The sequence below is a fragment of the Polaromonas sp. P1_G2 genome (assembly GCF_056405515.1).
Genome location: NZ_JBFUBY010000001.1, coordinates 48,710 through 68,610, shown reverse-complemented (window position 1 = coordinate 68,610; position 19,901 = coordinate 48,710). Strand labels below are relative to the sequence as shown.

At 66.3% G+C, this 19,901-nt stretch carries 22 protein-coding genes; 19 read left to right on the top strand and 3 right to left on the bottom strand.

Annotated elements, in window-relative coordinates; translation table 11 throughout:
* Positions 1-99 precede the first annotated feature (99 nt).
* Complete coding sequence (locus AC1D0P_RS00345; RefSeq protein ID WP_477674857.1) at positions 100-978, top strand: LysR substrate-binding domain-containing protein; 879 nt, start codon at positions 100-102, stop codon at positions 976-978.
* 31 nt (positions 979-1,009) lie between these two features.
* Here AC1D0P_RS00345 and AC1D0P_RS00340 read toward each other — a convergent pair whose 3' ends face one another.
* From AC1D0P_RS00340 to AC1D0P_RS00330, 3 genes are all read right to left on the bottom strand, one after another.
* Complete coding sequence (locus AC1D0P_RS00340) at positions 1,010-1,957, bottom strand: M14 family metallopeptidase (RefSeq protein WP_477674856.1); 948 nt, start codon at positions 1,955-1,957, stop codon at positions 1,010-1,012.
* Positions 1,957-2,973 carry a Bug family tripartite tricarboxylate transporter substrate binding protein gene (locus AC1D0P_RS00335; RefSeq protein WP_477674855.1) on the bottom strand — a complete coding sequence of 339 codons (1,017 nt, stop codon included), beginning with the start codon at positions 2,971-2,973 and terminating at the stop codon, positions 1,957-1,959. Before AC1D0P_RS00335 ends, AC1D0P_RS00340 begins: the two co-directional genes overlap by 1 nt.
* 91 nt (positions 2,974-3,064) lie before the next feature.
* Positions 3,065-3,958: a LysR family transcriptional regulator gene (locus tag AC1D0P_RS00330; protein ID WP_477674854.1), complete on the bottom strand. Its 894-nt coding sequence runs from the start codon at positions 3,956-3,958 to the stop codon at positions 3,065-3,067.
* A gap of 270 nt (positions 3,959-4,228) precedes the next feature.
* On the opposite strand from AC1D0P_RS00330, the gene AC1D0P_RS00325 reads away from it, so the two are divergent.
* The 18 genes from AC1D0P_RS00325 (at position 4,229) to AC1D0P_RS00240 (ending at position 19,865) form a co-directional block, all read left to right on the top strand.
* Entirely contained in the window at positions 4,229-5,002 is a 774-nt protein-coding gene (locus AC1D0P_RS00325) for a beta-ketoacyl synthase chain length factor (protein WP_477674853.1), read from the top strand.
* Positions 4,995-5,786, top strand: coding sequence for a lysophospholipid acyltransferase family protein (locus AC1D0P_RS00320; protein ID WP_477674852.1), 792 nt, complete (start codon positions 4,995-4,997; stop codon positions 5,784-5,786). Before AC1D0P_RS00325 ends, AC1D0P_RS00320 begins: the two co-directional genes overlap by 8 nt.
* Entirely contained in the window at positions 5,773-6,033 is a 261-nt protein-coding gene (locus AC1D0P_RS00315; protein WP_477674859.1) for a phosphopantetheine-binding protein, read from the top strand. The genes AC1D0P_RS00320 and AC1D0P_RS00315 overlap by 14 nt, the downstream gene beginning before the upstream one ends.
* A gap of 26 nt (positions 6,034-6,059) precedes the next feature.
* A complete protein-coding gene (locus AC1D0P_RS00310) occupies positions 6,060-6,323 on the top strand; it encodes an acyl carrier protein (protein ID WP_477674851.1) in 264 nt (87 codons plus the stop codon).
* Positions 6,316-6,888, top strand: a complete 573-nt coding sequence (locus tag AC1D0P_RS00305; RefSeq protein ID WP_477674850.1) for a COG4648 family protein — start codon at positions 6,316-6,318, stop codon at positions 6,886-6,888. Before AC1D0P_RS00310 ends, AC1D0P_RS00305 begins: the two co-directional genes overlap by 8 nt.
* A gap of 7 nt (positions 6,889-6,895) precedes the next feature.
* Positions 6,896-8,677, top strand: a complete 1,782-nt coding sequence (locus AC1D0P_RS00300; RefSeq protein ID WP_477674849.1) for an ApeI family dehydratase — start codon at positions 6,896-6,898, stop codon at positions 8,675-8,677.
* Positions 8,670-9,410 carry a glycosyltransferase family 2 protein gene (locus AC1D0P_RS00295; RefSeq protein ID WP_477674848.1) on the top strand — a complete coding sequence of 247 codons (741 nt, stop codon included), beginning with the start codon at positions 8,670-8,672 and terminating at the stop codon, positions 9,408-9,410. Before AC1D0P_RS00300 ends, AC1D0P_RS00295 begins: the two co-directional genes overlap by 8 nt.
* Positions 9,407-10,441, top strand: coding sequence for an LpxL/LpxP family acyltransferase (locus tag AC1D0P_RS00290; RefSeq protein ID WP_477674847.1), 1,035 nt, complete (start codon positions 9,407-9,409; stop codon positions 10,439-10,441). Before AC1D0P_RS00295 ends, AC1D0P_RS00290 begins: the two co-directional genes overlap by 4 nt.
* Positions 10,434-11,990, top strand: a complete 1,557-nt coding sequence (locus AC1D0P_RS00285) for an HAL/PAL/TAL family ammonia-lyase (protein WP_477674846.1) — start codon at positions 10,434-10,436, stop codon at positions 11,988-11,990. Before AC1D0P_RS00290 ends, AC1D0P_RS00285 begins: the two co-directional genes overlap by 8 nt.
* On the top strand, positions 11,983-12,453 hold the full coding sequence (locus AC1D0P_RS00280) for an acyl-CoA thioesterase (protein WP_477674845.1): 471 nt from the start codon (positions 11,983-11,985) through the stop codon (positions 12,451-12,453). Before AC1D0P_RS00285 ends, AC1D0P_RS00280 begins: the two co-directional genes overlap by 8 nt.
* Positions 12,450-13,085, top strand: a complete 636-nt coding sequence (locus AC1D0P_RS00275; RefSeq protein ID WP_477674844.1) for a LolA family protein — start codon at positions 12,450-12,452, stop codon at positions 13,083-13,085. The genes AC1D0P_RS00280 and AC1D0P_RS00275 overlap by 4 nt, the downstream gene beginning before the upstream one ends.
* The gene (locus tag AC1D0P_RS00270; RefSeq protein ID WP_477674843.1) at positions 13,082-15,448 is read left to right on the top strand and encodes an MMPL family transporter; all 2,367 of its coding nucleotides are present in this window, start codon (positions 13,082-13,084) and stop codon (positions 15,446-15,448) included. The genes AC1D0P_RS00275 and AC1D0P_RS00270 overlap by 4 nt, the downstream gene beginning before the upstream one ends.
* 61 nt (positions 15,449-15,509) lie before the next feature.
* On the top strand, positions 15,510-16,088 hold the full coding sequence (locus AC1D0P_RS00265) for a DUF3261 domain-containing protein (RefSeq protein WP_477674842.1): 579 nt from the start codon (positions 15,510-15,512) through the stop codon (positions 16,086-16,088).
* Positions 16,085-17,269 (top strand): beta-ketoacyl-ACP synthase, encoded by a 1,185-nt coding sequence (locus AC1D0P_RS00260; RefSeq protein WP_477674841.1) that lies wholly within the window; start codon positions 16,085-16,087, stop codon positions 17,267-17,269. Before AC1D0P_RS00265 ends, AC1D0P_RS00260 begins: the two co-directional genes overlap by 4 nt.
* A gap of 10 nt (positions 17,270-17,279) precedes the next feature.
* On the top strand, positions 17,280-17,744 hold the full coding sequence (locus AC1D0P_RS00255; protein WP_477674840.1) for a hotdog family protein: 465 nt from the start codon (positions 17,280-17,282) through the stop codon (positions 17,742-17,744).
* The gene (gene fabG / locus AC1D0P_RS00250) at positions 17,741-18,469 is read left to right on the top strand and encodes a 3-oxoacyl-ACP reductase FabG (protein ID WP_477674839.1); all 729 of its coding nucleotides are present in this window, start codon (positions 17,741-17,743) and stop codon (positions 18,467-18,469) included. Before AC1D0P_RS00255 ends, fabG begins: the two co-directional genes overlap by 4 nt.
* Entirely contained in the window at positions 18,466-19,695 is a 1,230-nt protein-coding gene (locus AC1D0P_RS00245; protein ID WP_477674838.1) for a beta-ketoacyl-ACP synthase, read from the top strand. Before fabG ends, AC1D0P_RS00245 begins: the two co-directional genes overlap by 4 nt.
* A 20-nt stretch (positions 19,696-19,715) precedes the next feature.
* Positions 19,716-19,865, top strand: coding sequence for a hypothetical protein (locus tag AC1D0P_RS00240; protein WP_477674837.1), 150 nt, complete (start codon positions 19,716-19,718; stop codon positions 19,863-19,865).
* The last annotated feature ends 36 nt before the right edge of the window (positions 19,866-19,901 follow it).

Genomic DNA, 19,901 nt, shown 5'->3' with positions numbered 1-19,901 from the left:
ACCGAATGATGCGTGGACAAACCTTCAGCTACAAACGACAATTTCTGCGTCTTCCATGCTTTTTTCTCATGCACCATGATGCTGCGCGCACCCTCCACCATGTCCCTGGTCTGCCTCGAGGCCAGCGCGCGCCTGCGGTCTTTCACCGCGGCCGCGCAAGAGCTTCACCTGACGCAGGGCGCGGTCAGCCGCCAGATCATGGCGCTTGAAAGCCGCCTTGACGTCAAGCTTTTCGTGCGGCGGCGCGATGCGGTCGTGCTCACGGAAGCCGGCCGTTATTACCTGGACRAAGTCGGCCCCATTCTCCAGCGCCTCGAACGCGCGACGGCCAACGTGATGGCGCTCAAGGGGCGCGGGGGGTCGCTGGCGGTGTCGGTCGGCGCGTCGCTGGGCAGCTATTGGCTGATTCCGCGCCTGCCGGACTTCACGCGCGCGCACAGCGAGATCACCCTGAATTTCGCCACGCGCGTGGGGTCGGTTGATTTCAAGAGCATGGCGGTGGATGCCTCGCTCGAATTCGGCGACGGAAACCGCGCCGGCCTGCACAACGATTTTGTCTTGCCCCTGGCGATGGCGCCTTATGCCGCACCGGCATGGATCGCCAAAAACGGCAAATCGCTGAGCTCCCGCACCCCGATGTCGGCGCTGGTGCACCACACGACCGTGCTGGACGCATGGCGCAAATGGTTCGAGCACGCCGGCATCGAAATAGGCACCGGCCAGGAGGGGCCGCGCTACGAGCTGATGTCGATGGCGCTGAATGCCGCGATAGCGGGCCTGGGGGCGGTGCTGCTGCCCGATTTCATGGCCAGCGATGCACTGGCGACCGGCCGTTTACGCCGGCTGTCGAAGAAACAATGGATTTCCCCTCGCGGCTACTACCTGGTGTATCCCGAGGAATCATCGAAGCTTGAGGCCCTCGCGGTGTTCCGTGCGTGGTTGCTCGCGCAGGCAACGACGGGGCAGGCCGTACGCTGACCGTTCGGYCTCCTCTCGAAGAGGCTGCCGATCAGCCCCGCCGCCCCAGCCGAACCGTCGTCACCCCCGGTCGCAATTGCCGCAATGAGGGCATGACCAGCACGCAGTCGTCATACGGTGTGAGCACTTCGCGCCCCGCATCGATGGCGATCATGGTGCCCGCTTTGGCGATGGTTTCGCCGCCGGTGTAGGGCTCTTTGAAACTGAAATCCATGGACGTCGCCACCACGCGGTCGGTGACCACCACAGGCGCGGGCGGCTCACGGTCGGGCAGCAGCCAGCCGACCGGCACTTCGTTGCGGGCCAGCGCACCGGCCTGTACCAGGAAGCGCATCAAGGTGTCGCGCGCGGCGCTGACGGCGCGTGGCTCCCAGTGCTGGCCGGCTTCCAGCAGCAGCGCGATGCGCTCGCCTTGCGCATCCGAAAATTCGCCGTAGTCGCGCATGCGCACGCCGTCGGCATGGCCGGCGTCGACGACCACTTGCCCCGCGGTGCGCAGGCCCTGGGCAAAAGTGATGTTGCGCGCCAGGGTGCCGGTGACCAGCAAGGGCACGCAGGGTTCGTGCATGGAATGCAGGTCCAGCAGATGCGTGGCGCGGTCCACAAAAGGCCGCAGCCGGCGCGCGCGGTCCAGCTCGGCGCTGCGGCGCGGCCCGGCCAGCACGTCGGCGGCCCAGACGCGGTTGAAGTCTTCGTCGATAAAACGCGAGGCGTCRGGCTGTGCCGCGTCAAAGCGCTCGAAGGCGGCGACGTTGCAGAAGGCCAGTGTGACGCGGCCGCGCGCCGGTTGCCAGCCCGCGGCAAGCAGCTCGGCCAGCGCGATGGCGCCCGAAAATTCGTTGCCGTGCACCAGCGCCGTGACCAGGATCTCGGGGCCGGGCGCGGCGCCGCTTCGCTCGTGCACATGCGGCACGCCGGTGGGTGAATTCGCCCAGCCCGCCAGATTCGGCGGCAGGGTCAGGACCGGGTGGTGTTGCATCAGTTCGCAGCCCCAGTGCTGACGGCCTTGTTGACGACGGCGCGCACGCGCTGGGTTTCGGCGCGCACAAAAGCCGTGAGCGCCTGGGGTGTGCCGCCTTCATTCGAAATGCCGGCCTTCTGGAGTTTTTGCCAGACGGCTTCCTCGCGCAGGATGTCGTTGAGTTCGCGGTTGAGCCGTGCGACCATGGGCGCCGGCAGCTTGGCGGGCCCGAAAAGGCCGAACCAGACGTTCATGTCATACCCCTTGAGCCTGGGGTTCTCGGCCAGCGCGGGGATTTGCGGCGCGGCGCGCGAGCGTGTGGGCGTGGTGACGCCCAGCGGAACCATCCTGCCGGACTCGATGTGCGGCAGCGCGGAGGACAGCACCGACACGCTGAACTCGATGTTGCCGCCCAGCAGGTCCTGCAGCTGCTGGCCCGCGCCGCGGTAGGGCACGTGGCGGAAGCTGGTGCCGGCCATCAGGTTGATGAGTTCGCCCGACACGTGCAGCGGCGTGCCTATGCCGGAAGACGCAAAGCTCAGCTGGTTGCGTTCGCGTTTCGATTTGGCGATGGCTTCTTCGATGGTCTTGACGCCGGTCTGGGTGTTGGTCACAAACACCATGGGCGTGATGCCTATCAGCCCCACCGGCGCCAGGTCGGTTTCGCCGTTGTACTTGACGGCGGCATTAAACAGCTTGGCGATGGACACCTCGCTGCCCGAACCCAGCAGCAGGGTGTAGCCGTCGGGGTTGGCGCTGACGACTTTCTGCGCGCCTATGGTGCCGCCGGCGCCGCCGACGTTTTCAATCACGACCGGCGTGCCCAGGCGTTTGGACAGCGGCTCGGCGATGATGCGCGCGACCAGGTCGACGCTGCCGCCTGCCGGGTAGCCGACCACCAGCGAAATCGGCTTGGCCGCGGGCCAGCTCTGGGCCTGCGCTGTACCGAGGGCCAGCAAAGCCAGCAAGGCGGACGCGGCCCCGCGCAGGGCGCGGGCCAGGTGGGGGCGGGAAATGATGGGATGTGGGGGCATGACGACGGTCTCCTTATTTAGTGGAGCCAGTCTAGGAAGCCCTCCCCTGGGGCCGCATGCGCATCGCGCATGGGCGCATGCGCAAACTCGTTCAGGCCGTCGTGGCCGCCCAGATGCGCTGCACCAGCTCGTTGCGCGGGCTGCGGTTGCGGTACAACCGTATTTCGAAGCGCACGGCAAGCGCCTGCGGGTCGGCAGCGACCAACCGGCCGCTGCGCAGGTCGTCGCCGACCAGGCCGCGCGGCAGCCAGGCCAGGCCCACGCCCTGCAGGGCCTGCTCATGCAGGGACTCGGCGAAGTCGGATTCGGTCACCGTGTACAGGAAGAACTCGCGCGCATCGCGGCTCAGCCCGTCCTGCAGGACCTGGCTGAGCGCCAGCGTGGGCGCGTAACCGAGCACGCGCGCCGGTTCGCGCGCGCTGCCGGGCAGGGCATGCAGCGCCTGCCCGTCGGGGCGCGGCGCGCTCACGGCCACCAGCTCGTCGGTGCCCAGGGTCAGGCCCTCGAAAGCCTGGTCGTCCAGGCGCATGGGCAGGCGCGGGTGCGTGAAGGACAGCAGGAAGTCGGCCGCGCCCTGCTCCAGCGCGGTGGCGCCTTCGTGGATGGAGCCGGTGAGTATGCGCAGGCGGAACTCGCCGGCGCCGCGCTTCACGCGCGCCAGCCAGGCGGGCACGGCGGTGCGCGACAGCGTGCGGCCAGTCGCCAAGGTGACCCAGTCAAGGCCGCCCTGCGCATGGCGTATGCGGGCGCGCACATCGCCCAGGCCGTCCACGGCGCGGCGCGCCACGGGCAGCAGTTCTTCCCCGGCGGCCGTGAGCGCCAGCGGCACGACGGCGCGGTTGACCAGGTCGGCGCCGGCCCAAAGCTCCAGCGCGCGCACGCGGCGCGAGAACTGCGGCTGGGTCACGTGGCGCAGCTCGGCGGCCCGCGAAAAGCTGCGTTCGCGTGCCAGGGCGATGAAGTCTTCCAGCCATTTATGGTCCACGGCAGCACCTTGTTGGGAAAATGAAACGATGGTATCGCCTGAAAACGCGCCCGATTGGGTCGTTTTGCACCGTGTTCCCTCGATTCACCCCCCAATCGGAGGAGGCTGCGGCCCTCGTAACAGAGGGCTGGAACCGCTTTGGGGCATGTAAAATCGCCCAAAACATAAAAGGCCCCGAACAATCGGGGTCACCGGGGGGCCCCGCTGCACGATGAAATGGTTTGTGATCGGCCCGATCAGTCATTGAGGTCATCAACCAACGAGTTAGTTTTGCGATTCGAATTCATCATTCTTGAATGGTCGGCGTATGCCGACGGCCTGACCGGTCACGAAGACTGGCTCAGGTGGGCCCAGGGTTTTCCCGTGCTTCCACAACCGACGGTGCAAACCGTTCCCGCGCTCACGGAAATGCCCGCCATGACGCGCCGTCGGCTGGACCGGCTGGGGCGTATGGCCTGCCAGGTCGCTTACTGGTGCCAATCTTCCGCCAGCGATGCGCCGCTGGTGTTCGCGTCCAGGTACGGCGATACAGCCGGCTCTTTGTCTCTTCTGGATGACCTGGTCGGAGGTCAGCCTCTGTCCCCGGCCGGTTTCGGCCTGTCTGTGCACAATGCCGTGTCGGCGCTTTACTCCATCGCCCAGGGACACACTCACAACACGGTAGTGGTCGCCGCGGGACGCGCCACTGTCGCCGCCGCGCTCACCGAAGCGGCGGCCCTGCTGGCCGACGGGGCCAGCGAAGTGCTGGTGGTGTATTCGGAAGCGCCGCTGCCAACCGACTACACCGTTTTCGCCGATGAACCGGCCTGTGAATACGCGTGGGCCTGGCGAGTGGCGCGGCCCGCGCCGTCGCAACCGGGATTGACGGTAAGCCTCCAGGTCCACGCGGCCGAAGCCCCAGGCCCCGAGACTCCATCCTGGCCCGCGGGCCTGGATGTTTTGCGGCACGTGCTCCGGCATCATCTGAGCCCGGCTGCGGCCGAACCAGCGGTGATTCGCCACGACAGAAAACTGACCCAATGGTCGTGGAGTGTCCATGCGTGACCGGCTTAATTATCTGTGGCGGCTGTTCGCAACCGCTGTCAGCTTCACCTGTTTCGGACTGGGCGGCCTGCTTCTCTGGATCGTGGTGTTTCCGATCCTGTCCCTGTTTGTGCGGGACCGTGGGCGCCTTTCCGTCACCGCCCGCTGGATCATCAACCGGGCGTTTCAGGCATTCGTCGCCTTGATGCACACCTTGGGAATATTTACCTACGAAACCCACGGGCTGGACAAACTCAAGCGGCGCGGACTGCTGATCCTGTCCAACCACCCGTCCCTGATCGACGTGGTGTTCCTGATATCGTTCATCGATCACGCCGATTGCGTGGTCAAGGCGGCGCTGGCGGAAAACCCCTTCACGCGGGGCGCCGTGCTGTCAGCAGGGTTCATCTGCAACGATGCCGGTCCCGGCATGGTCGAGGATTGCATCGCATCGTTGCACGCAGGCAACAACCTGATCATTTTTCCTGAAGGCACTCGCACGCCGGTGGCGGGCTTCCCCGCCAAGCTCCAGCGTGGCGCCTCTCATCTGGCCGTGCGAGGCAAAGTAAATATCACCCCGGTGCTCATACGCTGCAGCCAATCCATGCTGGCCAAAGGGGTACCATGGTGGCGAATTCCGCCCCGTCGGCCTCATTTCCGCATCGATGTGCACGACGATATGCCGGTGGCCGCGCTGGTCGAGAGTTGTGCCAGCGACGCATTGGCCGCCCGCCATCTGACTGAACACCTGATCGACTATTTCTCTGTGGAGACTCGAAGTGACCCCCGACATGCAAGCGCTTGAGCTAGAGATCAAGGATCTGATCATCAGTTCGCTGGCCCTGGAAGATATCGTCGCCGGCGATATCAACCCCACCGAACCGCTGTTCGTCAAAGGCCTTGGCCTGGACTCCATCGACGCCCTAGAACTGGGCTTGGCTCTGCAACGCCGCTATGGAGTGACCGTTTCGGCGGACTCCGAGGAAACCCGCCGCCATTTCAGCTCGGTGCAGGCGCTGGCGGCGTTCGTCGGCGCAGGGCGTTCGCGCTGACTTCAATTTCCGAGAGGCTCCTACCCATGACAAAAAACGAAATACTTCAACGTATTGTGGGCATCCTGGTCAACACCTTCGATATCGAAGCCGAGCGCATCGTGCCGGAGGCCAGACTTCGTGATGACCTTGACATCGACAGCATCGACGCGGTGGACCTGATCGTCCAGCTCAAACCGCTGATGGGCCAGCGTTTGCAGCCCGAGGCTTTCAAAACGGTTCGCACGGTCGGTGACGTKGTCGATGCTCTGTACGCCCTCGTGGCCGGCAGCGAAACGGCTGATGCATAAAGGCCGTCTCGGCGCGGTGGTGCTGGCGGTGGTGACGCTGGCTTACCCGCTGATCGTCTATCTGGGGCTGGGCCATTTTGAGCCGCGCTGGCTGGCGCTGCTCCTGGTGCTGCTGGCGCTGATGCGCCTGGGCACCGGCCGCAGCACGGCGACCTGGGGCATGGCCGGGGCGGCGTGCGTCCTGGCGGCGTTCACCTGGTTTGGCAACGCATTGCTGCCCCTCAAACTCTACCCCGTGGGAGTCAATGCCTTGATGCTGGTGCTTTTTGGCGCCAGTCTGGTGTATCCCCCCAGTGCGGTTGAACGCTTTGCGCGCGTGCGCGAACCGGATCTCTCCCCGCATGCGGTTGCCTATACGCGGCGTGTCACCCAGGTGTGGTGCGTTTTTTTTGTTCTCAACGGCTCAGTGGCGCTGGCAACGGCCTTGTGGGCGAGCGACGCCACCTGGACGCTCTATAACGGCCTCATCGCCTATTGCCTGATCGGCGTGCTGGCGGCGGGAGAATGGCTGGTTCGCCGCCGGGTTCGGGATCGCATCGACGCAGCCAAGCCTGCGGTGGGATGACGAATCCATGGCTGATTGGTGGTCCCTGACCGACTTCGCATGTCGCGCGCCTGATCCATCCCGCATCATGGCGCGGCAGGACGACGGCCGCGAGCTGTCGCATGCCGACTTTTTAATACGACTGGGGCAGTGGCAGGCCGCCTTTTCCGGCCAGGCGCACACCCAGTGGGCCATCTACCTGAAAGATCCCCTTGATTTTGCGGCCGCCGTGCTGGCAGCCTGGCATGCCGGCAAAACGGTTGCCCTGCCGGGCGACGACCTGCCCGGCACGGTGCAGGCCCTGCTCGACTCGGATTGCGCTCTGGCTGGCGATCTGCCCGCCGCGCTTCAAGCGCCTGCCGGCATCCCCGGCGAAACCGGTCACCGCCACCCCATCGACCCGCGTGCTGCCAAATTAAAAGTCTATACCTCCGGATCGCAAGGCCTTCCGGAGGCAATCGACAAGCGGCTCGACCAGCTGCTGTCGGAAATTGAGGCGCTCGAAAGTTCGTTCGGACAGATGCTGGCCGGCGCTGGAGAACCCACGGTGTGGGCCACAGTCTCGCACCAGCATATTTACGGCCTGCTTTTCCTCGTGCTGTGGCCCATGGCTGCGGGACGCCCTTTCTCGCAACGGAGGCTGCTGTATCCGGGCGACCTGGCCGCCAGCCTGGGCTCCGCGCCCTCGGTGCTCATCGCCACGCCGGCGCACCTCAAGCGTCTGGGCGAACACGTTGACTGGCAAGCGGCGCGGCAAGAACTTCGCGCGGTATTTTCGTCGGCCGGGCCGCTCCCCTTTGAGGTGTCACAGGCCGCTGCGCAAGCTTTGGGACGCTCACCCATCGAGGTCTTTGGCAGTTCGGAAACCGGCGGCATCGCCTGGCGCCAGTCCGCCAGCGCGCAAGAGCCGTGGCGACCTTTTATGGACGTGCAATGGCGATTGGATGAGGGTTGCCTGGCGGTGTCCTCGCCAAGGCTGCCCGACGACCGGTGGTGGACGACCAGCGACCGCGCGGAAGCTGCCAGCGCCGGCAGCTTTCGCCTGCTGGGCCGGGCCGACCGTATCGTCAAGATCGAGGAAAAACGCGTGTCGCTCAGCGCGGTCGAACAGCAGGTGCTGAAGACGCCCTGGGTGCAGGAAGCGAAAGCGCTGGTGGTCGACACCGCCGTGGGCGCCCGCGTGGGCGTGGTGGCGGTGCTCACGCCGGCGGGACGCGCGCAGGAGGCCCAGGGCCGGCGCGGCCTGGTCAACTTGCTGCGCGAGGCCTTGTCCAGCGGCGTCGAGGCGCTCGCGATCCCGAGGCGCTGGCGTTTTGTGGAGGCCCTGCCGGTCAATGCGCAGGGCAAGCCGACAGAGGCCTTGCTGGCGGCGCTGTTCGCCGCCCAGCCGCCCGCGGTGCGCCCCGAAATGCCGGCCGTGCAATGGCTGGAGCGCGGCGACACCGATGCGCTGGCCACGCTGGACATCCATGCGGGCCTGAMGGTGTTCGACGGCCACTTCGAGGTGGCGCCCATACTGCCGGGCGTCGCGCAACTCGATTGGGCGATATCGCTGGGCCGCGAATGTTTCGCCCTGCCGCAACACTTCGTACGACTGGAAGCGCTCAAATTCGTGCGCCCGGTCTCGCCCGGCACGGCCTTGCGCCTGGCGCTGCAATTCAAGCCCAGGCTGGCCGACCCCCGCTTGTGCAGCCTGAGCTTTCGCCTGTATTCGCAGGAGGGCGCGGACCCTTCCGATCCGTCCAGCCTGAACGAGCACGCCAACGGACGCGCCGTCTGGTCGTATGAAGCGGAAAGCGCCCATGCATAAACCGGTGGCCGTGATCCCCTGCTACAACCACCCGCAAACCATAGGCTTCATGGTCGACGCGGTGCGCGCAAGCGGCCTTGAAGTCATTGTGGTCGACGACGGCAGCGATGCGGCCTGCGCCGGTGTCCTGGCGAGCCTGGCAGCACGGCACGGGCCCGCGATGCGGCTGCTGCGCCTGCCTCGCAACCAGGGAAAAGGCGGCGCGATGATGGCGGGCCTGCGCCAGGCGCTCGCGCTGGGCCACACGCACGCATTGCAAATTGATGCCGACGGCCAGCACGACGTGGCCGACATTCCCAAGTTCCTGGCGCTCTCAAGCCTGTTGCCGCAAGCCGTGGTGTGCGGCGTGCCGATCTACGACGCTTCCGTGCCCAAATCGCGCCTCTATGGCCGGTACGCCACCCATGTCTGGGTGTGGATCAACACCCTGTCGCTGGACATTCGCGATTCCATGTGCGGTTTTCGCGTTTACCCGCTGGCCCCCGTCGTCAAACTGATCGACGAGGTCTACATGGGCCGGCGCATGGACTTCGACTCCGAACTGCTGGTGCGCCTTCACTGGCGCGGCATACCGCTGGCCAACTTGCCGACCAAGGTCAGCTATCCCATGGACGGCATCTCGCATTTCAAACTATGGCGGGACAACGTGCTGATCTCCTGCATGCATGCGCGCATGCTGGCCGGCATGCTGGTGCGCCTGCCGCTGCTGTTATGGCGAAAGGCGGCGCGATGACGAAACCAGCCGCCAGCCTTGGGCCGCAAACTCCGGACCCGGCCGTGCTGCACTGGGCCAGCCTGGGAGAACACACCTTTGTCCTGGGCATCAAGCTGCTGTTCTGGGTTTACCGCGTGCTGGGACGCCTGCCTTTCAGGCTCTGCCTGTACCCCGTGGTGGTTTACTACTGGGCCACGCGCTCGCAAGCCCGCCGCTCTTCACTGGAATACCTGCGACGAATCCAGGCTTCGCGCGGTGCACTGGGGCACGCCCCGGGCTGGCGTGACACCCTGCGGCATTTCCTGGCATTTGCCGACACCATCCTGGACAAGCTGCTAACCCTTAGCGGCGGCCTGGGGCAAAGTGCGCTGCGCGTTGAAGGCGAGGACGAGGAGGGCCTACGGGCCCTGATTGCGCAGAAGCGCGGAGCCATCATCGTGACGGGCCACATCGGCTGCATGGAGTTGTGCCGCGTCAGCGCCGAGCGCCATCGCGGGGTTCGGCTCAACGTCCTGGTGCACACCCGCCATGCCGAGCGCTTCAATCGCCTGATGCAGAGCTTGCAACCCGACAACGAGGTTCGCCTGATCCAGGTCACGGAAGTCAACCCGGCCACGGCCATGCTGCTGGCCGACAAGGTCGCGCAAGGAGAGTTCGTGGCCATCGCCGGAGACCGCGTCCCGGTGCGAACGGATGCAAGCCCGCGGCAACAAGGGTCCACCGCCGAAGCGGTCTTTCTGGGCCGGCCGGCGCAATGGCCCGTGGGGCCTTATGTACTGGCGGCGTTGCTCAAATGCCCGCTGTATGCCGTGGGATGCGTGCGTGAAACGGCCGCGCGAGGCCAGGCCGGCTACGTGCTGCGCGTGCACCGCCTCGCGGAACTGGTAGTGCTGCCCCGGGCCACACGCCAGCAAGCCCTGCAAGCTTGCGCGCAACAGTTTGCCGATTGGCTGGAAGTGCTGCTGGCTCGCGCTCCGATGGCCTGGTTCAATTTTTTCCCGTTCTGGCAGCAGGCAAGCGCTGCCTCCAATTCCAAGCAACATGACTAAACACAAGAGCGATGCCCTGCCGTCCCCGGTGATTTTTGACGGGCAACGCCTGACTGTCGATGACGTCGCCGCCCTGGCCGCGCGCGAGCGCCCGGCTGCGCTCAGCCAGGACCCGGCCTTCCACGATCGAATCGAACGCGGCGCGGCTTTCCTGGACCGCCTGTTACGTGAAGACGGCGTGGTCTATGGTGTCACGACCGGGTACGGCGACTCGTGCACAGTCAACATCCCGCCCGAATTGATCGCCGAGCTGCCGCACCACCTCTACACCTATCACGGCATAGGTGCGGGCCGCTTCCTGACGCCCGAAGAAACCCGTTCCGTACTGGCCGCGCGCCTGTCGTCTCTGTGCCAGGGCGTATCCGGCGTGAGCTGGGCTTTGCTGGTGCAGCTGGAACAACTGCTGGTGCACGACGTGTTGCCCCTGATCCCGGCGGAGGGTTCCGTGGGCGCCAGCGGCGACCTCACGCCTTTGTCCTATGTGGCGGCCGTGCTGTGCGGCGAGCGCGAGGTGTGGTTCGAGGGACGGCGCCAACCCGCGGCCGAGGCACTGCCCCGCATCGGCCTGAAGCCGCTGCGCCTGCGCCCCAAGGAAGCGCTGGCACTGATGAACGGCACGTCCGTCATGACCGGCCTGGCTTGCCTGGCCTGGCAGCGCGCCGACAGCCTGGCCCGCCTGGCCACCCGTTTGACCGCGTGCAACGTCTGGGCGAGCGACGGCAATGCGCACCATTTCGACGAGACCCTGTTCGCGTTGAAACCGCACGCCGGGCCGCAGCTAGTGGCGCAGCGCCTGCGCCAGGACTTGATGTCGGACCGGCCGGCCCGCAACGAGCAACGGCTGCAGGACCGCTATTCCCTGCGCWGCGCGCCGCACGTCATCGGCGTGCTCGAAGACGCATTGCCGTGGCTTCGCCAGCAAATTGAAAACGAACTCAACAGCGCCAATGACAATCCGCTGATCGATCCCGACGAAGAGCGCGTGCTGCACGGCGGGCATTTTTATGGCGGGCACATCGCGCTGGCCATGGACACGCTCAAGAACGTGGTGGCCAACGTGGCCGACCTGATGGACCGCCAGCTCGCCTTGCTGGTCGACGCCCGTTTCAACCACGGCTTGCCGGCCAACCTGTCGGCGGCGACCGGGCCGCGGGCTGCCATCAACCACGGCCTGAAAGCGCTGCAGATCAGTGTCTCGGCCTGGACGGCCGAGGCCTTGAAGCAAACCATGCCGGCCTCGGTGTTTTCACGCTCCACCGAATGCCACAACCAGGACAAGGTCAGCATGGGCACCATCGCCGCGCGCGACGCCTTGCGGGTGCTGGATCTGACCGAGCAGGTCGTGGCGGCCATGCTGATAGCCGCGCGGCAAGCCATGGCACTGCGCCAGCAGGTGAGCCCGCTGCCCCTGCCCGGCCCCTTGACCGATTTTCTGCGGCAACTGTCGCAGGCCATCCCGCTGGTGGTGGAAGACAGGGCCCTGGACGCCGATCTGCAGCGTTTGCTCGCAGGGATGCGCACGCATCAATGGGAAATCTATCTTGACTGAGCCGCTTGACCAGAAGCCAGGCTTGCCGGTTCGGGCAAGCGGCCTGGTGCTGAGCCACGAGATCGAACTCACGCCGGCCTTTCACGACCTGGACCCGATGGACATCGTGTGGCACGGCAACTACGTGAAATACCTTGAACTGGCACGCAACGCGCTCATGGCCAAATTCAACTACGACTACCCGCAGATGCGCGAGTCGGGCTACGCCTGGCCCATCGTCGATTTGCGCCTTAAATACGTGGGATCGGTGCACTACGGCCAGCGCATCCGGATCAGCGCGCGCATCGTTGAATGGGAAAGCCGCCTGAAAATCGACTACCTCATCCTGTGCGCCTCGACAGGTGCCCGGCTGAACAAAGCCAGCACCATCCAGGTCGCGCTGGACATGCGAACACGCGAAATGTGCTGGGTGTGCCCAGCCATTCTGTGGCAACGCCTGGGCGTTGAAAGGCCCGGAGCATGAGCCGCCGCCTCGCCCTCCAGGCCGCGCTCGCGCTGCTGGCCGGTTGGTCCGCGGCAGGCGTGCCGGCGCTCGCGCAACCGGCGAGCGGGCTGCTGGCCGAGGTCGGGAAGCGCCTGGGAAACGCCGCGGTGTTGCGCGGCGAATTTGAACAAACCAAGACGATCAGGGGATTCAAGCGGCCGCTGGTTTCGCGAGGCACATTTGTCATGGCACGCGGGCAAGGGGTGCAATGGATAACCACCCAGCCGTTTGCCTCCACCCTGGTCATCACGCGGGATCGCCTTCTGACGCTGGGCGACAACGGGGTAAGCCGGCAGACCGACGCCCGGGCGGAGTCCGGTTTGCGCGCCGTCAATGAAATGCTGCTGGCCTTGCTGGCCGGAGACGTCCAGGTGCTGGGCGCGCGGTTCCAGTCCGAAGGGGCGCTGCTCGGCACGCAAGGGTGGCGCCTGGTTTTAACGCCGCGCGACAGCGTCCTGGCCGGCTTCATCACCCGCATCGAGCTGCAAGGCGACCAATACGTCAACCTGGCGATACTGCATGAAGCCTCCGGCGATGAAAGCCGCATCCGCTTTTTCAACCACGCCACCTCAGCGCTGAGCCCGTCCGAAGCCGGACGCTTCGGGCCATGACACCACCCTGGCGCTGGAGCACGCCCCAGCGGCTGGCATTGGCCTGGCTGCTGGTGGTGGCCGGCATCGGCTGGCACCAGTGGCAGTTCTGGCACGCGCCCCGGTTTGACACCGACGTGTTCGCCTTGCTGCCGCAAGACGAGCAGGCGCCGGTCGCGCAGCGAGCCATGCGCCAGGTGAGCGAGCAGGGTGAGCGCAGGGTCGTGGTCATGCTTGGCGCGGCCGATTGGGGTGCGGTCCAGAAGGCGGCGCTGCGATTCGACCAGTCGCTGATCGCCGCCAACGCGGGCTTGCGCCGGGTGGCGGATGCGGGCCTGGCGGCCCAGGTGATGGATTTTTATCGGCCATGGCGCGACGCCCTGCTCACCGACGCCCAGCGGCAGGCATTGGGCGGCACAGACACGCAGTTGCTGACCGGGCAGGCGCTGGAGCGGCTTCACGGCCTCGGCGCCATCCAGCCCACCTCCTGGCTGGCAGACCCTTTGGGTTTGTGGCCCGCCTGGTGGTCCCAACGCGCGGGGCTGACGGCAGCCAGGCCGCGCGATGGCCTGCTGAGCGTGCCCGATCCCGACGGCAAGCGCGACTGGGCCGTCTTGCTCTATGAAACCGAAGGCTCGGCCTTTCGCCTGGACGGCGACCGCCGCTGGAGCGACGCGCTGGAGCAAGCCGGGCGCGCCGCACAGGCCGGCCTTGGCGCCGATGCGTCCGTTTCGCCGCTCAGCATCGTCAGCGCGGGCGTCCCCTTGCACGCCGAAGCCGGGGCGGCACAGGGCAACCAGGAGATGAACACCATCGGCTGGGGATCGCTGGCCGCGGTCATCGCGCTGGTCTGGTGGGCCTTTCGCGCGGGCCGCACGGTCGCCCTGATCGCGGCGTCGCTGCTGGTAGGGTGCGCCGCGGGCCTGTCGGCCACCGTCTGGGTGTTCGGCCAGATCCACGTGCTGACCCTGGTGTTCGGCGCCAGCCTGGTGGGCGTGGCGGAAGACTTCGGGATTCATTACTTTGCCTCACGCCTGGCCTCGCCAAATACCCCGCGCTGGCCGTTGATGAGGCATTTGCTGCCCGGCTTGTCGCTAGCCCTGGCCACCAGCGTGCTGGGCTACCTGGTGCTGGCCGTGGTGCCCTTCCCGGGCTTGCGCCAGATGGCCCTGTTTTCGGCGGTCGGCCTGGTCGCGGCGTTTCTTACCGCCGTGTGCTGGTTTCCCGCGCTGGACCGCGGCGCCCTGCCGGGCAGCCGCATGGCCGGCGCCGTGGCCGGCAGCCTGGCCCGCTGGCCACGGCTGAAAGGGCGTTGGCTGTGGACCTCCATGGCGCTCTTTTTTGGCATTTGCGCCTGGGGCATCCACCGCCTGGAGGCCAACGACGACCTGCGCCAGTTGCAGTCATCGCCGGCCGCGCTCGTCAAGGCCCAGGTCGAGGTGGCACGACTGCTGCAAACGCCCAGCCCGGCCCAGTTCTTCCTGGTACAGGGGCCGACAGTGCAAGCCGTGTTGCAGCGTGAAGAAGCGCTGAAAGCCGCCCTGGTGCCCCGCTTCGGCCAGTTCGCGCAGAACGGCGAACAACTGGGCCTGAGCACACTCTCCGACTGGGTGCCCTCCGCCGCGCGCCAGGCGGAGAACCGCCAGATCACTGCCCGCGTTGAACAGCAACTCCTGGCCCGCATCGGCGAATCGCTGGGTGAAGATTTGCGCCGCCCCGAGTTCAAGACCACCGCTCTGGAGTTGCAGCCCTGGCTGGACAGCCCGGCATCCGGCGTCGCGCGCGCGCAGTGGCTGGGCCCGGTAGGCGATGGTTATGCCAGCGTCGTGCTGATTCGCGGGCTGACACAGCGCACGCAGGGCGAAGCCTTGAAGGCGCTGGGCGAACAAGTCGAAGGTGTGCAGTGGGTGGACCGCGCCGGCGACATGTCCCGGCTGCTGGGGCGCTTTCGCGCGGCCATGGGCTGGCTGTTGCTGGCGGGGCATGTGCTCGTGTGGGCCGCCCTGGCCGCGCGCTTTGGCCGCTCCGCCTGGCGCGCCTGGCTGCCGACCGCCCTGGCCTCCCTGGGCTGCCTGGCGGTGCTTGGCGCGCTGGGCGAGCCCCTTCAGTTGTTCAACCTGCTCGCCTTGATGCTTTTGCTGGGCATGGGCGTGGACTACGGTATCTTCCTGCTGGAGCACCAGGGTGAAGAGCAGGGCTACGCATGGCTGGCCGTGCTGCTCGGAGCCGTCAGCACCGGCTTGTCCTTCGGCTTGCTGGCACTGTCCGCCACGCCCGCCCTGCATACCTTTGGGCTTACCCTGCTGGTGGGATTGACCCTGGTGTGCATACTGGCTCCCAGTATGCGCCTCAACCATTTGGAAACCCGCAGAGAAAACGCATGACGCGAATTCTGAAAAACGCCCCGATCATGGGGCAATGCACAATGAACGCCATGGAGCAAGCGTGACCTCACTGATGCGTCGCTTGCTCGCGGGCATGAGCCTGGCCTGGATGCTGGCAGCCAGCGCCGGGCTGACGGGCTGCGCCGTGCCGCTTCAGGGGGGCACCGCACCCATGCTGCGTTTGACACCATCGTCGCTGGGTCGCGAAATCACCGTCGTGCAGCGACTGGACGTGCAGGCCGCGGGCCGGACGCACTCCATGGAGGTGGCGCTTGAAGCCGATGAAACGTCGGTCCGCATGGCCGTCATGCAGCTGGGGCAGACCGTGGCCCGCCTTGAGTGGGACGGCCGGCAACTCAGCCAGAGCCTGGCGCCCGGCTGGCCCGCCGCGGTCAGCGCCGAGCGCGTGCTGAGCGACCTGCAACTGGTCTGGTGGCCGGCGACGGCGGTGAGCGCCGCGCTGCCGCCCGGCTGGCGCCTGGAGGAGACTGCACACGGACGCGTGCTGCGCCATGAAGAACACATCGTCACGGTCGTGCGCGAGGTCACCGCCGGCCAGATTGAACTGACTCAACGCGCCGAAGGCTACACCGTGCAGGTGTACAGCCAGGGCGCCTCACCTGTTTTTGCCACCCCATGAGTACCATTTACCTCCAAGATCTTGGCCTTGTTTGCGCCTTGGGCCATGGAGCCCACAGGGTGCGCCAAGCGCTGTTCGACGCGTCAGGCCCGGGCGGCCTGACCCGGACGGACCGCTATTCGCCCGGCCGCGTGCTGTCGGTCGGCGAAGTACACGCCAAGCTACCCAGCCTCGCGCATGCGGCGCCGGAGTTCCATACCCGTAACAACGCGCTGTCCCTGCTGGCGCTGCAAGAGATGCGGCCGTCGGTCGATGCCGCCATCGCCCGCTTCGGCGGTGCCCGCGTGGCCGTCGTGCTGGGAATCAGCGCCCCGGGCCTGCCGGAGCGCGAGGCCGCCCGCGCGCACTGGAAACGTACCGGGTCCTGGCCCGCGGAATTCCGCTACGCCCAGCAAGAGCCGGGAAATCTCGCCGACTTCATCGCCGCGGAGCTTGGCGTCACCGGCGCCGCGCATGTCATTTCCACCGCTTGTTCATCAGGAGCCAAAGCCCTGGCCAGCGGCGCGCGCCTGCTCAAAGCAGGCATGGCCGACGCCGTCGTGGCCGGTGGCTGCGATGTGCTCGGCAAGTTCACCCTGGCGGGGGTTTACGCGCTCGAATCGATTTCAGCCACCCGCAGCAACCCGCTTTCCTTGAACCGGCAGGGCATCAACCTCGGTGAAGGCGCGGCGCTGTTCCTGATGACGCGAGACCCCGGCCCGGTCCGGCTCGCCGGATGGGGAGAAAGCTCCGACGCGCACCATATGTCGGCGCCCGATCCCACCGGCCGCGGGGCCGCGACAGCCATGCAACTGGCCTTGCAGCGCGCCGGCGTGCAAGCAGCGGAGGTGGACTACCTCAATCTTCACGGTACCGCGACCCCCCACAATGACGCGATGGAAAGCCTGGCGGTGTCGCAGCTTCTGGGCGCCGACATACCGGTCAGCTCGACCAAGCCCCTGACCGGCCACACCCTGGCCGCCGCCGGGGCCATTGAGGCCGCCTTCGGATGGCTGAGCCTGGTGGACAACCCCCGGGGCTTGCTGCCGCCCCATTGGTGGGACGGCCAGCCGGACCCCGCGCTGCCCCCCCTGCGCGTCGTGACCCCGGGCGAAAGCCTAGGCCGCACGCCGCGCTATGTGCTGAGCAATTCATTCGCTTTCGGCGGCAGCAATGCCTCCATCCTGCTGGGGAGTGCCTGAAATGAGCCCAATGGATGAAGCTCGTCGCGTAGCCGACCTGGTTCCCCATCGCCGCACCATGAGCTGGCTGGACCGCATCGTCAGCGTGGATACCGAACGCGTGGTGGCCGAGGCCGCCATCCGCGAGGACAGCCTGTTCCTGCGCGGCGGGCAACTGGACGCCTGGATAGGCATCGAATACATGGCCCAGGCCGTCGCGGCCTGGGCCGGCCATCGGGCGCACCGCGAGGGGCGCAGCATCACGCTGGGTTTCCTGGTGGGCACCCGCCGCTATGACGCGCATCGCCAGTCGTTCAGGGTGGGCGAGTGCCTGCGCATCGAGGCGGACTGCGAACTGATGGGGAACAACGGCCTGGGCATGTTCACCTGCCGGATACTGGTGGGCGGCGAACTGGCGGCGGCGGCCAGCCTGTCGGTATTTGAGCCCCCCGAAGGCGGGGCATTTCTGGATATCAAAAAGAGAGAGACATCATGAATCGCTGCGTGCTGGTCACGGGATCGAGCAGGGGCATAGGGCGGGCCATCGCCCTGCGCCTGGCCAAAGACGGCTACGACGTGGTTGTGCATTGCCGCCAGCAGCGCGAGCAGGCCGAAGAAGTGGCCAACGCCATCCTGGAGATGGGCCGCGAAGCGCGCGTGCTCTGCTTCGACGTGACGGACCGCGCCCAGGCCGCCGGCATGCTGCTGGCCGACATCGAGGCGCACGGGGCCTATTACGGCGTCGTCTGCAATGCCGGCATCGCGCGTGACAACGCTTTTCCCGCCATGAGCGGCGAAGATTGGGACGCGGTCATCCACACCAACCTCGACGCCTTCTACAACGTGCTCAACCCCGTGGTCATGCCCATGGTGCGCAGGCGCGCGCCCGGGCGCATCGTGACGCTGTCCTCGGTGTCCGGCCTGATGGGCAACCGCGGCCAAACCAATTACAGTGCGGCCAAGGCCGGCATCATTGGCGCCACAAAAGCGCTGGCGGTGGAACTGGCCAAACGAGAAATCACCGTCAACTGCGTAGCCCCGGGCCTGATAGACACCGACATGATTGAACCCCAAGTGCTTGAAGAAGCCCTCCACATGATTCCCGCCCGCCGCATGGGCCGCCCCGAGGAAGTCGCGGCCGCCGTGTCCTTCCTGCTTTCGCCCGACGCCGCCTACATCACGCGGCAGGTCATTTCCGTGAACGGGGGGATGGTCGGATGAAGCGCGTTGTCATCACCGGCGTGGGAGCGCTGAGCCCACTTGGCCACGACTGGCCCACCGTGCGCGCGGCCTTGCGTGAAGAACGCAACGTGGTGAGCTACATCAAGGAGTGGGACGACTACGAAGGCCTCAACACGCGGCTGGGCGTGCGCGCCGCACCGTTTGAGCTACCCGCGCACTACAACCGCAAAGTCACCCGCAGCATGGGCCGCGTCGCCATCATGGCCACCCTGGCCAGCGAGATGGCTTTGGCGGATGCGGGCCTCACCGGTAGCGCGCTGGTCACCGATGGCGGTATGGGCATTTCCTACGGTTCCTCTGTCGGTTCACCGCCGGCGATGGGCGACTTCGGGAACATGGTGGCCCGCAAGAACACTGAAGGCATCAACGCCAACACCTACCTGCGGATGATGTCGCATACAGCGGCCGTCAATATCGGCGTCTTCCTGGGAGTGACGGGGCGCATCATCCCGACTTCCAGCGCCTGCACCGCCGGCAGCCAGGGCGTGGGCTACGCCTTCGAGGCCATCCAGAGCGGGCGGCAGGTCGCCATGCTGGCGGGCGGCGCGGAAGAGCTGGACGCCGTGGACGCCGCTGTTTTCGACACCTTGTTCGCCACCTGCGTCAGCAATGACGCCCCACACCTGAGCCCGCGCCCCTTTGACGTCACCCGGGATGGGCTGGTGCTGGGCGAAGGCGCCTGCACGCTGGTGCTGGAAGAGCTGGAGCACGCGCGGGCACGCGGCGCCCGTATCCTGGCCGAGATCGTCGGTTTTGGCACCAACAGCGACGGCACGCACGTGACCCGACCCAACGCCCGAACCATGGCACAGGCCATGCGACTGGCCCTCGGCAACGCCGGGTTGCCGCCGGAGGCCATCGGGTACATCAATGCGCACGGCACCGCCACCGACCACGGCGACGTGGCCGAAACCCACGGTACCCATGAAATTTTCGGCGCCAAGGTGCCCATCAGTTCACTCAAGAGCTATATGGGCCATACCCTGGGCGCCTGTGGCGCACTGGAAGCCTGGATGAGCGTGGAGATGATGCGCGACGGATGGTTTGCCCCCACGGTCAACCTGCGCGACATCGATCCCCAGTGCGGCCAGCTGGATTACGTGCTTGCGGGCGGACGCGACCTGCAGACAGACTACGTGATGAGCAACAACTTTGCTTTCGGCGGCATCAATACGTCGCTGGTATTCAAGCGCTGGATGGACTGATTTTCAATCGAGGAGACCGAGTGACAAAAAAAGAAGCAAAAGAACCCAAAATTTACCGGCCAGGTGCGCAACACCATRAAAATTGCGATCGCAATGACTGGTCGGTCATCATCACGAAGGCACTTGAGGACCCGTCCTTGCGCCTGAATGAAAAGCTGCAGGCCCAATAAGCCGGCGATCAACATCAAACCCTGAGGGAACTGAAC

Excerpts from the sequence above, each read along its gene's own strand:
- AC1D0P_RS00255 (WP_477674840.1), top strand. The coding sequence starts at position 17,280 with ATGGATGAAGCTCGTCGCGTAGCCGACCTGGTTCCCCATCGCCGCACC.
- AC1D0P_RS00245 (WP_477674838.1), top strand. The coding sequence starts at position 18,466 with ATGAAGCGCGTTGTCATCACCGGCGTGGGAGCGCTGAGCCCACTTGGC.
- AC1D0P_RS00270 (WP_477674843.1), top strand. The coding sequence starts at position 13,082 with ATGACACCACCCTGGCGCTGGAGCACGCCCCAGCGGCTGGCATTGGCC.
- AC1D0P_RS00320 (WP_477674852.1), top strand. The coding sequence starts at position 4,995 with ATGCGTGACCGGCTTAATTATCTGTGGCGGCTGTTCGCAACCGCTGTC.
- AC1D0P_RS00335 (WP_477674855.1), bottom strand. The coding sequence starts at position 2,973 with ATGCCCCCACATCCCATCATTTCCCGCCCCCACCTGGCCCGCGCCCTG.
- AC1D0P_RS00315 (WP_477674859.1), top strand. The coding sequence starts at position 5,773 with ATGCAAGCGCTTGAGCTAGAGATCAAGGATCTGATCATCAGTTCGCTG.
- AC1D0P_RS00260 (WP_477674841.1), top strand. The coding sequence starts at position 16,085 with ATGAGTACCATTTACCTCCAAGATCTTGGCCTTGTTTGCGCCTTGGGC.
- AC1D0P_RS00290 (WP_477674847.1), top strand. The coding sequence starts at position 9,407 with ATGACGAAACCAGCCGCCAGCCTTGGGCCGCAAACTCCGGACCCGGCC.
- AC1D0P_RS00295 (WP_477674848.1), top strand. The coding sequence starts at position 8,670 with ATGCATAAACCGGTGGCCGTGATCCCCTGCTACAACCACCCGCAAACC.
- AC1D0P_RS00275 (WP_477674844.1), top strand. The coding sequence starts at position 12,450 with ATGAGCCGCCGCCTCGCCCTCCAGGCCGCGCTCGCGCTGCTGGCCGGT.
- fabG (WP_477674839.1), top strand. The coding sequence starts at position 17,741 with ATGAATCGCTGCGTGCTGGTCACGGGATCGAGCAGGGGCATAGGGCGG.
- AC1D0P_RS00305 (WP_477674850.1), top strand. The coding sequence starts at position 6,316 with ATGCATAAAGGCCGTCTCGGCGCGGTGGTGCTGGCGGTGGTGACGCTG.